This is a genomic window from Bradyrhizobium sp. Leaf396 (assembly GCF_001424605.1).
GTDB lineage: Bacteria > Pseudomonadota > Alphaproteobacteria > Rhizobiales > Xanthobacteraceae > Bradyrhizobium > Bradyrhizobium japonicum_C.
Map to the genome: position 1 here is coordinate 373,967 of NZ_LMQJ01000045.1, position 13,104 is coordinate 387,070.

The following is a 13,104-nucleotide window of genomic DNA, read 5'->3' on the forward strand; positions in this document are numbered from 1 at the left end:
TGACAAGGATCGTCATGCCCGGGGTTGTCGGGGCCGTCCACGCTCTTCGTAGCGGCCACAAAGGACATGGATGGCCGGCACAAGTGTTCAGCCCGGCCATGACGTCGAAAGTCTCCTAGGTCGCCGGCGCGATCTTATCCTGCGTCTTCGTCTCGAAATCGCTGGCATCATGACGTTCGTGGAGCTGGCTGGCGGGATCGCCGGAGACGCGGTTGACCATGCGGCCGCGCTTCACGGCTGGGCGCTTGGCGATCTCGTCGGTCCAGCGCTGCACGTTCTTGTAGTCCTGGACCGACAGGAATTCCCCGGCGCCATAGACCAGTCCCTTGGCGAGTGCGCCATACCACGGCCACACCGCCATGTCCGCGATTGTGTACTCCTTGCCCGCGAGATACTCGTTATCGGCGAGGCGCCGGTCGAGCACGTCGAGCTGGCGCTTGACCTCCATCGCGAAGCGATCGATGGCGTATTCTATCTTGAACGGTGCGTAGGCGTAGAAGTGGCCGAAGCCGCCGCCGAGATAGGGAGCGCTGCCCATCTGCCAGAACAGCCAGGACATGGTCTCGGTGCGGGCGTTGATGTCTTTCGGCAGGAAGGCGCCGAACTTCTCGGCGAGGTAGAGCAGGATCGAGCCGGACTCGAACACCCGGATCGGCTCCCGACCGGACCGATCCATCAGTGCCGGGATTTTCGAGTTCGGATTGATGTCGACGAAGCCGCTGCCGAACTGGTCACCATTGCCGATCTTGATCAGCCAGGCATCGTATTCGGCTCCCTCGTGACCAAGCGCCAGGAGCTCCTCCAACATCACCGTGACCTTCACCCCGTTCGGGGTCGCCAGCGAATAGAGCTGAAGCGGATGCCTGCCGACCGGCAGCTCCCTCTCGTGGGTTGGGCCGGCGATCGGGCGGTTGATGCTGGCGAACTGCCCGCCGTTCTCCTTGTTCCAGGTCCAGACTTTGGGCGGCACGTAGGCAGGGGCGTCGGTCATGCGGGGGCTCCGGCGGAAAGATGCGCCTGCATTAATTAGACCGCGATTGGCCGATGGCAAGCCCTCCGAGACGCATTGCCGGCCGTGGCATCTCACCGTTTCGTCATGGCAAGCTCGCTCCCCGTCATTCCGGGGCCCCCGCAGGGCGAGCCCGGAATCCATCGCGCCGCCAGAATGCTCTGCAAAATCGATTCCGGGTTCTCGCTGACGCGAGCCCCGGAGTGGCGGGTCGCAGCGGCCCTGCGGGAAGAGCGCGACGCCTACACACAAGATGCCTTGCCCAATTCGGCATGTCATCGTGAGTGACGATCGGCTAGCGTCGCTTTGCTTCGCGAGCGAGAGTACGAGACGCGAAGGCGCCGGGAGAGAGTCATGAAATCGCCGATCTGCGACATGCTGGGCATTGAATTCCCGCTGCTCGCCTTCAGCCATTGCCGCGATGTCGTCGCGGCCGTCAGTCGCGCCGGCGGCTTCGGCGTGCTCGGCGCGACCGTGCACACGCCTGACACGCTCGAACGCGAGTTGAAGTGGATCGACGATCACGTCGATGGCAAGCCCTATGGCATCGATGTCCTGATTCCCGAGAACATCTCGACTGCGGGCGAGAAGGACGTCACCTGGAAGAGCCTGGAAACGCGCGTGCCGCAGGAGCATCGCAACTACACGCGCGATCTCCTGAAGAAATACGACATCGAGCTCACCACCACGGAGGTCGCAGCCGACCAGCCGCAGCCGTTTGATGCGAAAACTGCGCTTCGGCTGCTCGAGGTCTCCTTCAATCACCCGATCCGCCTGATTGCCAATGCGCTGGGCGTGCCGCCGAAGGCGATGATCGAGATGGGCAAGAAGCACGGCGTCCCCGTTGCGGCGCTGGTCGGTGCCAAGGAGCACGCACTGCGTCAGGTTGCGGCCGGTGTCGATATTCTCGTGGTGCAGGGCACCGAGGCCGGCGGCCATTGCGGCGAAGTCTCGACCATGGTGCTGGTGCCCGAGGTGATCAAAGCGATCAAGCCCATCCGCGACGTGCCGGTGCTCGCCGCCGGCGGCATCATGACGGGGCGGCAGATGGCGGCCTGCATGGCGATGGGCGCGGCCGGCGCCTGGACCGGCTCGGTTTGGCTTGCGACCGTCGAGGCCGAGACCACGGAAATCTTTCGCGAAAAGATGATCACCGCGTCGTCGCGCGATGCGGTGCGCTCGAAGGGCCGCACCGGCAAGCCGGCTCGGCAGCTCCGCTCGGTCTGGACCGATGCCTGGGACCGCGCTCCCGACAGCCCCGGGGCGCTGCCGATGCCGTTGCAAAGCATCATCAGCCGCGACGCTTTCAGTTCGATCGACCGAGCTGCCGCCAGTGGCAACGCCAAAGCGCGCGATCTCGTCAGCTATTTCGTCGGCCAGGGCGTCGGTCTGATCGACAGCGTGAAATCGGCGGGCGCGGTGGTGCAGGAGTTCAAGGAAGAGTTCGCCGAAGCCGTCGAGCACATGAATGCGCTGGTGGCGGAGTAATGGTGTAGACCCTCATGATGACGAGGCGCGCAGGCGCTGTCTCGAACCATGAGAACCCGCGGCCGATCCTTCGAGGCGCCTGCTTCGCAGGCTCCTCAGGATGAGGTCGGAGATGTCTGAGAGAGTGAAGAAGCAAAAACAATGACGACTGTTTCCCCTGACCGTATACCCGTCATCGTCGGCGTCGGCGAGATCGTCGACCGTCCCAAGGAGATCGCCGACGGCCTCGAGCCACTCGATCTGCTCGAGCAGGCCCTGCGGCGCGCCGAGCAGGACGCCGGCGCAAGCCTGCTCGGCGACGTCCAGTCGCTCGACGTGGTGAACTTCCTGAGCTGGCGCTATCGCGATCCGGAAAAACTTCTGGCGCAGCGGCTCGGCATCTCGCCCGCGCATTGCTATTACGGCCCCGTCGGCGGAGAGAGCCCGATCCGCTACATCCACGAGGCGGCAAAGCGCATCGCGCGCGGGGAGTGCACAGTGGCGGCGGTCTGCGGCGCGGAAGCGCAGTCAACTGCCACCAAGGCGGAGCGCGCGGGCGTCAAACTGCCATGGACCCCGTTTGCGCACGACGTCGAGGAGCCCAAGCGCGGCGCGGCGTTCCAGAAACCGCTCGCGGTGGAACTCGGCGTGTTCCGGCCCGTGACGGTCTATCCGTTCTATGAGGCGGCCTCCTCTGCACATTGGGGCCAGACGCCGCGCGAGGCGATGACGGAGTCGGGGACGCTGTGGTCGCGCTATTCCGAAGCGGCCGCACAGAATCCGAATGCCTGGCTCAAACGGCGTTATGCACCTGAAGAGATCACGACGCCGACCGCCGAAAACCGCCTGATCGCCTGGCCCTACAACAAGCTCATGGTGGCAAACCCCAGCGTCAACATGGGCGGCGCGCTGCTGCTCACGAGCCTTGCCAGGGCGCGGGCAGCCGGGATTGCCGAGGACAAGCTGGTCTACCCGCTCGGCGGCGCCTCGGCTGAGGAGCCGCGCGACTATCTCCTGCGCGACCAGTTTTACGAGAGCCACCCGCAGAACGCGGTGCTGAAGGCCGTGATGGACCTCGTAGGCGGAAACGGCAGGAAGTTCGATGCGATCGAGCTCTACAGCTGTTTCCCCTGCGTGCCCAAGATGGCGCGGCGGACGCTGGGCTTAGGCGCCGACGTGCAGCCGACCGTGACCGGCGGCCTCACCTTCTTCGGCGCGCCGCTCAACACCTACATGACGCACGCGGCCTGCGCGATGGTGCGGCGTGTCCGCGACGGCGCAAAGCTCGGCCTGCTCTACGGCCAGGGCGGCTTCGTCACCAAGCACCACGCGCTGGTGGTATCGAAAACCCCGCCGCGCGAGGCGCTGGCTCAGGAGACGAGCGTGCAAGCGGAGGCGGACCGCAACAAGCACGCCGTGCCCGAGTTTGTGACGGAGGCCACGGGAAAAGGCAAGGTCGAGAGCTTCACCGTGCTCTACGGCCGCGGCGGCGATGTCGAGCACGGCGTGGTGATGCTGCGCACGACCGACGACCGGCGCACGCTGGCGCGGATTCCGGCGAGCGATAGTGCGACGCTGGAGCATCTGCTCGACATGGAGCGCACGCCGGTGGGGTCGCTCGGGGATATCGCGATGGCCGCCGACGGCGTACCGGAGTGGCGGGTAGCGTAGCCAGCTCTCGCGTCCCGGACGCGATGCGCGCGCGACATGGCCTGGCCCGAGTTGACGACGGCGGCTAACCGGCATTCACTTCCCTGCTATCGCGCTGCGGATCGACATCGCAGCCATGCGGCAGGCATGTCAGGCGGCGCGGACTGTCTCCAGGAACTTGCCGACTTCGAGCTTGAGGCGGTTGGAGTCGCGTGACAGCGTCTGCGCCGCCGACAGCACCTGCGACGACGCCGAACCGGTCTCCGTGGCGCCGCGCTGGACGTCGCCGACATTGGCGGTCACCTGCTGCGTTCCCTGCGCCGCCAGTTGCACGTTGCGCGCGATCTCCTGGGTTGCGGCGCCCTGCTCTTCGACGGCTGCGGCGATCGCCGAGGCAATCTCCGACAGGCCGGCAATGGAGCCGCCGATTTCCCGGATGGCACTGACCGAGTCCTGAGTGGCCGCTTGAATGCCGGTGATGTGCTGGGAGATCTCGCCGGTGGCTTTGGCCGTCTGCTCGGCCAGCGCCTTGACCTCGGAAGCGACCACCGCGAAGCCGCGGCCCGCCTCGCCCGCCCGCGCGGCCTCGATGGTGGCGTTCAGAGCCAGGAGGTTGGTCTGCCCTGCAATCTGATCGATCAGTTCGATGACATCGCCAATTCTGGCGGCGGCCTTCGACAACTCGCCGATCCTGTCGTTGGTCTGGCCGGCCTGTCCGACGGCTTCGTTGGCCATCCGGGCCTGATCCTGCACTCGCCGGCTGATCTCGTTGACGGAGGACGAAAGCTGCTCGGTCGCCGATGCGACGGATTGCACGTTGGAGGACGCTTCGTCCGATGCCGATGCAACCACGACCGCCAGCTCCTGGGCGCGCTCGGCAGTGGTGTTCAGCGTGCCGGCCGAAGCTTCGAGCTCCGTCGAGGCCGATGACACCGTGTCGACGATCTCGCCGATGGCGGCCTCGAACGCGCCGGCGAGCCTGTGCATGTCAGCTTTGCGCTGCTCAGCGGCAATCTGGTCCTGCCTGACCTTTTCGTCGACCTCCAGGCGCGCCTTCTCTTCAGCCTTGACCTTGAACGCCTCGACGGCATGCGCCATGTCGCCGATCTCGTCCTTGCGACCAAGGCCGGGTAGAACGATGGAGAAATTGCCCGCGGCAAGCTCGCCCATCGCAGTGGTCAATGCGGACAGCGGCCGCAAGATCCGCGAGAACGCGACCCAGAAGCTGAGCAGTGCAAGAGCAATGCTCGCAAGGAGAACCCCGCCGCTGACCACCAGATGAGAGGTGCTTCTTGAGGCAAGCCCGGCGGCTTCCCGATCAGCGTCCGCGGCGATAGCCTCACCAAGCTGCAGAATCGCGTTGATGCCGCTGGTCGCTCCCGCGAAGTAATCGTTGCTCGAGATCTTGTATTCGCCCGCGTTGCCGTCCCGGATCACGTCCGTGCGCAGCGAACCGTAGCTGTCAAAGTATTTCTGTTCGACGTCCTTGATGGCCCGGCCGAGGCCGACCGAAACATCGGCGCGTTGGGCGACAGGCGAGATGGTCGTCCAGGCTAGATCGACATGACCGCGGAGGCCGGATATCTGGCCGATGCCATCTGCGGTGAGCTTCGTACGGCCGCTGATCAAGCCCGCGAGAAAGGCCCGCTCCCGGCCGGCATTTTCGGCCATCTCAGCGGTGAGGTGGCGAAGCCCTACGAGCCGGGTCATCGCCGCCGATGGCGAATCGGTCAATGTCTCCAGAGTGAGGCGCAGCCGATTGGCGGCGATCTCGATCAGCTCGGTCATGGCCGGAACGATCGCGCCGAGGACGGCAGGATCACGCTCGGCCTTTTGCCTGGTCAGATCCGCATCGACCTTGCGACGCAGGCTGTCGATGCCCTGAAGTACGCGTTCTGCCTCCGCAACGCGGGACTCGGCGGATTTCATCACAGGCAGGCTGCGCAGGCGCTGAGCGGCATCGCGGAACGCGCGATCGGAATCTGCGCGGATCCTGTCAATCTCGGCGCGGCGGTCTGCGGTGATGGTCTCCGGCGCGTTCAGCGCCGCGTTGGTCATCCCCCGTTCCAGGGCCCATTGTCCGGCACTGTGCAGCAGTTGTTGCGAGATGGCATTGAGCTCGACAAAAGCGTGCGCCTCCTGTCGGTCGCGATAGGCGCCAAGCGCCGCAAAACCGGTGGCGGCCACGCCCATCAGGGCGAGCGCCGAGACAATCAGAGGCAGGATCGTTCCAATTCGCGCGTGCACGGCTCGCTTCCCTCTTGTGAGCACTGTCCCGAAACAAGGACGATTCCGCGCAACCAATAACCGCTTCCGACAACGCTGGATTGTCTCACATCAAAGTTCGTCACAAACTTCATCGGGACACGCGCTGTATCGGACCGTATGATTATCGAATGGTTGCCCACCCTGTGCCGAGCAACCCGCAACGGGCGAAACGATCGGAGCAACTCCGACCGCCGTCGCGCGATGCGAATGAGGTGCCGCTAGGCGGCACGGACCGAGTTGAGGAACTTGCCGACCTCGAGCTTGAGGCGGTTGGAGTCGCGAGACAGCATCTGCGCCGCGGAAAGTACCTGCGAGGACGCCGATCCGGTTTCGGAGGCGCCGCGCTGTACGTCGCCGACGTTGGACGAGACCTGCTGGGTGCCGTTGGCCGCCTGCTGCACGTTGCGGGCGATCTCTTGCGTAGCCGCGCCCTGCTGCTCCACGGCCGCGGCGATTGCCGAAGCGATCTCGGACAAGCGGGCGATGGTGCCGCTGATCTCGCCGATGGCATTGACGGAATCCTGCGTCGCCGCCTGAATGCCGCCGATCTGCTGCCCGATCTCGCCGGTGGCTTTGGCCGTTTGCTCGGCAAGCGCCTTGACCTCGGACGCCACCACCGCGAATCCGCGACCGGCCTCACCCGCCCGCGCCGCCTCGATGGTGGCATTGAGCGCCAGCAGGTTGGTCTGGCCCGCAATCGCATTGATAAGCTCGACGACGTCGCCGATCCGCGAAGCGGCCCGAGATAATTCGCTGACACGGTCCGTGGTGGCTTGTGCCTGGCTGACGGCCTCGCTGGCGATGCGGGAGGAATCCTGCACCTGCCGGCCGATCTCGCGCACCGAGGAGGACATCTCCTCGGCGGCCGAAGCCACCGAATGGACATTGGTCGACGCTTCCTCCGAGCCGGCTGCGACCGCCGTCGCCAATTGCTGCGCCCGGCCCGCAGTCGAGGACAGCGTCGAGGCCGAGGCCTCGAGCTCGGTTGCGGCTGAGGACACGGTCTCGACGATTTCGCCGATCGCGGCCTCGAAGCCGTCAGCAAGCTTCGTCATGTCGGCTTTGCGCTGTCTTTCGGCTCGGCGCTGCACTGCCTGCACCTCGTCGCGGCTGAAGCGGATAATGGTTTGCACGGTCTGGAGGTTGCGCAGCGCCTCCCCGATCTCGTCGTCGCGCTCGATCACGATGCGATTGTCGAGCTTGTCCTGCACGAGGTTGAGCAAAGTGTCGTTGAGCTGCTGCATCGGGCCGCGGATCGCATGCATCGTTGCAAGGCCGGCAAAGCCGACGATGGCGGCACCGAAGACAGCCAGAGACGCCAGCATCAGGCTGACCGAACCGCCGGTGGAGAGCGCGCCGCCGATGCCGAGCGCCAGCATGAACAGCGCCTGGAGCGCCATCGTCGTGACCAACCGCGCCTTCAGCGTCCCGGTGAAGATGCTGAACCGATCAAGCCACGAGCGTCGGCGGATGATGCCGGCGTCGATACGATAGCCATGCGGCTTCTTCTCGCGGATCGCGGCGTAGACCTCTTCCGCGAGCCTGCGCTGGTCGGCCGGCAGCTTGGTGCGGATCGAGGTGTAGCCCTTGACCTGCCCGTTCTCACGGATCGGAGAGGCCGTCGCCAGCACCCAGTAGAAGTCGCCGTTCTTGCGACGGTTCTTTACGGCGCCAAGCCAGGGCTTGCCCGCCTTCAGCGTGTCCCAGAGATTGTCGAACGCCTCCGGCGGCATGTCGGGGTGGCGGACGATGTTGTGCGGCTGGCCCATGAGTTCCGCCGACGTGAAGCCGGCGGCGGCAACGAAATCCTCGTTGAAGTAGGTGAGCTTGCCCTTGAGGTCGGTCCGCGAGACGATCAACGTCTCGTCGCTGACCGGATATTCGATCTCGGTGATAGGAAAATTCTTGCGCATCGTTCTACCCCGGAAACTGGATCAAAATGAAAAACTCCAACGAGATCGTCTCCCGCACGAATCCGCCCTCACTCACATTGTCATAAATGCGATTTAACCATCGGTGAAACCGGCCGCCCGTAACAACACGGTGGGCACTCGGTATTCTACCGCTCCGGGAGTTTCTACCTCCGCCAAACGCAACGAGCGGCGCATTGTGCGCCGCTCGCCATTTAATTCATTTCTCGAGCGGTCTACGCCGCGCGGACGTTGGTCAGGAACCTGCTAACTTCGTTCTTCAAGCGGCTCGAATCGTTCGACAGCATCTGGGCCGCCGACAGCACCTGCGAGGAGGCCGTGCCGGTCTCGGTCGCGCCGCGCTGCACGTCGGTGATGTTGGAGGACACCTGCTGGGTGCCTTGCGCGGCCTGCTGCACGTTGCGGGCGATCTCCTGGGTCGCGGCGCCCTGCTCTTCCACCGCAGCGGCAATGGCCGACGAGATCTCCGACAGGCGCTCGATGGTCGAGGACTGGATGCCGGAGATCTGCTGGCCGATCTCACCGGTAGCCTTTGCGGTCTGCTCGGCCAGCGCCTTCACCTCGGACGCCACCACTGCAAAGCCACGACCGGCTTCACCGGCACGTGCGGCTTCGATGGTCGCATTCAGCGCCAGCAAGTTGGTCTGGCCGGCGATGGTGTTGATCAGCTCGACGACGTCGCCGATGCGAGCGGCGGCCTTGGAGAGCTCGCTGACACGCTCGGTGGTGGCGCGGGCCTGGCCGACGGCATCGCCGGCCATCCGCGCGGACTCTTGGACCTGGCGGCTGATCTCGCCGACCGAGGACGCCATCTCTTCCGTCGCCGAGGCTACCGATTGCACGTTGGTCGAGGCTTCCTCCGAAGCTCCGGCAACCGTGGTCGCCAGTTTCTGGGAGCGCTCGGCTGTTCCCGTGAGGGTGGTGGCGGACGCCTCCAGCTGTGTCGAAGCAGAGGACACCGTTCCGATGATCTCGCCGACCGCGCTCTCAAAGTCATCCGCAAGCCTGATCATGTCACGTTTGCGCTGCTCGACATTGCGACGCTCGGTTTCAGCCTGTTCCGCCTTCAGCCGCTCGACCTCGATCGCATTGGTCTTGAAGACCTGAACGGCCTGGGCCATTGCGCCGATCTCGTCCTTGCGTTCTGTGCCCGACACCACCACGGACGTGTCGCCCCTCGCAAGAATCTCCATCTCGGTCGTGATGTGCTGGATGGGGCGAGTGACCGCGAAGGCCACGCCGAAGGCGCCCGCAAGCGACAGCAGCAGCGTGACGAGGCCTCCGATCAACATGGACAGTGTTGCGTTGCCGGAAGCAGCGTTGGCAGCCTCGGCCCGCACCGACAACAGCGATCGTTCTTCCTTGTCCATCTCCTGCACCACCGCGCGCAAGCCATCCATCGCTTTCTTGCCGGCGCCGGATGCTTCGAGTTCGCGGGCCTTCGCCTGAGTTGCCGGATCCTTCATCAGTGCGATTTCGCGCTGCGCGATGCTGGTCGCCCAGTCGCTGGCGAATGCCTTGACTTGCTCAAGCCGCTTCTGTTGCGCCGCGTTGTCCGAGGTCAGGCTGCCGACCTTGGCCGCCGCCGCCTGAAACTGCTTCTGCCCGGCCTCATAGGGGGCCAGAAAGCCGGCATCGCCCGAGACGAGATAGCCGCGAACACCGGTTTCCTGGTTGACCATAGCGGCGACAAGGCCGGAAAGCTGCTCGAGCACCTCGTAGGTATGAACTGTCATTCTCGACGTCGAATTCATTACGCTCAGGGAATGGTAGATCGCCCCGGTGCTGCCGGCGACGATCAGGCAGATCGCGACGAACACCGCAGAAACCTTGATGGAAATGCGCAAATTATTGATCCAGGACATCAGATACCCCCAAGCTTGCCGGCGCACCTATTGCTCATCGAGCGCACAATTCCCCGAGTTGCGCACGAAGTTCGGCCCTGTTTTTATGCGCACGATGTATGATGAAAACATTAGCCATACTCCGCAGTCCTACGGAGGTGATGCGGACCAGCGCGCCGCATTCTTGCCGGCCTATCGGAAAATGGAAGATGAGCCGCTCGGACGCGGCCTCGGGCCGATATGCAGCCCGTGCCAAGCCGTGAGCGGCGCCGAACAGGCGGCGCCGCTCTTGTAGCCGCAGAGTTCTGACCGATTAGGCCGCGCGGACGTTGGCGAGGAACTTGCTGACCTCGTTCTTCAACCGTCCGGAATCRTTCGACAGCATCTGCGCCGCCGACAGCACCTGCGAGGAGGCSGTGCCGGTCTCGGTCGCGCCGCGCTGCACGTCGGTGATGTTGGAAGACACCTGCTGGGTRCCTTGCGCGGCCTGTTGCACGTTGCGGGCGATCTCCTGGGTCGCGGCGCCCTGCTCTTCCACCGCAGCGGCAATGGCCGACGAGATCTCCGACAGGCGCTCGATGTTGCACGTTGCGGGCGATCTCCTGGGTCGCGGCGCCCTGCTCTTCCACCGCAGCGGCAATGGCCGACGAGATCTCCGACAGGCGCTCGATGGTCGAGGAGATCTCCTTGATCGCGCCGACGGAATCGTTGGTCGCGGCCTGGATGCCGGAGATCTGYTGGCCGATCTCGCCGGTAGCCTTCGCGGTCTGCTCGGCGAGCGCTTTCACTTCGGACGCCACGACGGCAAAGCCACGACCGGCTTCACCGGCACGTGCGGCTTCGATGGTCGCATTCAGCGCCAGCAAGTTGGTCTGGCCGGCGATGGTGTTGATCAACTCGACGACGTCGCCGATGCGAGCGGCGGCCTTGGACAGCTCGCTGACACCGGCGATGGTGTTGATCAACTCGACGACGTCGCCGATGCGAGCGGCGGCCTTGGACAGCTCGCTGACGCGGTCGGTGGTGGCGCGGGCCTGGCCGACGGCGTCGCCCGCCATCCGTGCGGACTCTTGCACCTGACGGCTGATCTCGCCGACCGAGGACGCCATCTCTTCCGTCGCCGAAGCCACCGATTGCACGTTGGTCGAGGCTTCCTCCGAAGCGGCGGCGACCGTGGTCGCCAGTTGTTGCGAGCGTTCGGCCGTGCCGGTAAGGGTGGTGGCCGACGCCTCGAGCTGCGTCGAGGCGGACGAGACCGTTCCGATGATCTGGCCGACAGCACCTTCGAAATCGTCTGCAAGCCTGGTCATGTCCTGCTTGCGTTGCTCCGCATTCCGTCGCTCAGCCTCGACCTGCTCCGCCTTGAGCCGCTCGACCTCGATCGCATTGGTCTTGAACACCTGGACCGCCTGGGCCATCTCGCCAATCTCGTCCCTGCGCTCCGTTCCGGACACGACTACCGACGTATCGCCATTTGCCAGAATGCCCATCTCGCTGGTGATACGCTGAATGGGACGGGTGACGGCCATGGCGACGCCGAAGGCACCCACCAGTGAGAGCAACAGCGTCAGGAAGCCGCCGATCATCATGGAGATGGTCGCGTTGGCGGATGCGGCCTCGGCAGATGCAGCGCGCACCGACAGGAGCGATCGTTCTTCTGCATCCATCTCCTGCACGACGGCGCGCAATCCATCCATAGACTTCTTGCCGGCGCCGGAGGCCTCTAATTCCCGCGCCTTGGACTGAGTTGCAGGGTCCTTCATCATCGCTATCTCGCGCTGCGCGACGTTGGTCATCCAGTCGCTGGCGAACGCCTTCACGCGCTCAAGGCGCTTCTGCTGAGCCGGGTTGTCAGAGGTCAGACTGCCTACCTTGGCCGCAGCGGCCTGAAACTGCTTCTGGCCGGATTCGTAAGGTCCGAGAAACGCCGGGTCCGCCGAAACGAGATAGCCGCGGACGCCTGTTTCCGCATTGACCATGGCCCCGACGAGCTCGGAGAGCTGCTCCAACACCTCATAGGTATGCACGGTCATTTTCGCCGTCGAGTTCATCACGTTCAGCGAATTGTGGATCGCTGCGGTGCTGCCGGCGACGACGAGACAGATCGCCGCAAACACTGCGGAAACCTTGATGGAGATGCGAACGTTGTTTATCCAAGACATAAAGAGCTTCCCAGTGCTGACGATCAGGAGTTTCTCGTCGGATGACCGGCTCCAACCGTGCTATGACTTCCGACACGATCTTACCGTCGCTGGAGATCATTCACCTTAACGGCACTCCGTAGTCATACTGATGCATCAGCATGAAATAGCCCGGGCTTTTGCGGGACTATCCAAGAGGATGCGACTCAACGGATGAGCGTTCCGCAGCTTGCAGCTGCTGATTGCCGGCCTCTCATATCGTGGCCGGCATGGCTCGGAACGAAGCCTTTCCTTCCTTCAGCGGAAGCTTGAAAAAAGTGAGCGGCGCAAGGCGCCGCTCACTTCCCACGAAAGACGCGCGCTCGCCTCTACGCCGCGCGGACGTTGGCGAGGAACTTGCTGACCTCGTTCTTCAACCGTCCGGAATCATTCGACAGCATCTGCGCCGCCGACAGCACCTGCGAGGAGGCNTAGCGTGTTGGGCAGGACCCGACAGCGCCGCCCTTGGAAATCAAGCGAGCGCGAACTACGCCGCGCGGACGTTGGCGAGGAACTTGCTGACCTCGTTCTTCAACCGTCCGGAATCATTCGACAGCATCTGCGCCGCCGACAGCACCTGCGAGGAGGCCGTGCCGGTCTCGGTCGCGCCGCGCTGCACGTCGGTGATGTTGGAAGACACCTGCTGGGTGCCTTGCGCGGCCTGTTGCACGTTGCGGGCGATCTCCTGGGTCGCGGCGCCCTGCTCTTCCACCGCAGCGGCAATGGCCGACGAGATCTCCGACAGGCGCTCGATG

7 protein-coding genes and 2 pseudogenes are annotated in these 13,104 nt (G+C 64.5%); 3 read left to right on the plus strand and 6 right to left on the minus strand.

Annotated elements, in window-relative coordinates:
* Positions 1-115: 115 nt before the first annotated feature.
* The gene (gene yghU / locus ASG57_RS29135; RefSeq protein WP_024339681.1) at positions 116-991 is read right to left on the minus strand and encodes a glutathione-dependent disulfide-bond oxidoreductase; all 876 of its coding nucleotides are present in this window, start codon (positions 989-991) and stop codon (positions 116-118) included.
* A gap of 372 nt (positions 992-1,363) precedes the next feature.
* Between yghU and ASG57_RS29140 the strand changes: the two genes are divergently transcribed.
* Together ASG57_RS29140 and ASG57_RS29145 are read left to right on the plus strand one after the other, a co-directional pair.
* Positions 1,364-2,497 carry a nitronate monooxygenase gene (locus ASG57_RS29140; protein WP_024339680.1) on the plus strand — a complete coding sequence of 378 codons (1,134 nt, stop codon included), beginning with the start codon at positions 1,364-1,366 and terminating at the stop codon, positions 2,495-2,497.
* A gap of 141 nt (positions 2,498-2,638) precedes the next feature.
* Complete coding sequence (locus tag ASG57_RS29145; RefSeq protein ID WP_024339679.1) at positions 2,639-4,147, plus strand: acetyl-CoA acetyltransferase; 1,509 nt, start codon at positions 2,639-2,641, stop codon at positions 4,145-4,147.
* A 129-nt stretch (positions 4,148-4,276) separates the two neighbouring features.
* Here ASG57_RS29145 and ASG57_RS29150 read toward each other — a convergent pair whose 3' ends face one another.
* The 3 genes from ASG57_RS29150 to ASG57_RS29160 form a co-directional block, all read right to left on the minus strand.
* Complete coding sequence (locus tag ASG57_RS29150; protein ID WP_057198537.1) at positions 4,277-6,373, minus strand: methyl-accepting chemotaxis protein; 2,097 nt, start codon at positions 6,371-6,373, stop codon at positions 4,277-4,279.
* A gap of 239 nt (positions 6,374-6,612) precedes the next feature.
* Complete coding sequence (locus ASG57_RS29155; RefSeq protein ID WP_024339677.1) at positions 6,613-8,307, minus strand: methyl-accepting chemotaxis protein; 1,695 nt, start codon at positions 8,305-8,307, stop codon at positions 6,613-6,615.
* Positions 8,308-8,540: 233 nt separating this feature from the next.
* Positions 8,541-10,190 carry a methyl-accepting chemotaxis protein gene (locus ASG57_RS29160; RefSeq protein ID WP_156402847.1) on the minus strand — a complete coding sequence of 550 codons (1,650 nt, stop codon included), beginning with the start codon at positions 10,188-10,190 and terminating at the stop codon, positions 8,541-8,543.
* Here ASG57_RS29160 and ASG57_RS38205 point away from each other — a divergent pair.
* Positions 10,159-10,464, plus strand: coding sequence for a hypothetical protein (locus ASG57_RS38205; protein WP_155248466.1), 306 nt, complete (start codon positions 10,159-10,161; stop codon positions 10,462-10,464). The two genes, ASG57_RS29160 and ASG57_RS38205, sit on opposite strands and share 32 nt — an antisense overlap.
* 18 nt (positions 10,465-10,482) lie before the next feature.
* Here ASG57_RS38205 and ASG57_RS29170 read toward each other — a convergent pair.
* Together ASG57_RS29170 and ASG57_RS29175 are read right to left on the minus strand one after the other, a co-directional pair.
* A pseudogene (locus ASG57_RS29170) lies at positions 10,483-12,331 on the minus strand (methyl-accepting chemotaxis protein).
* 505 nt (positions 12,332-12,836) lie between these two features.
* Positions 12,837-13,104, minus strand: a pseudogene (locus ASG57_RS29175) (methyl-accepting chemotaxis protein); the annotation flags it as partial.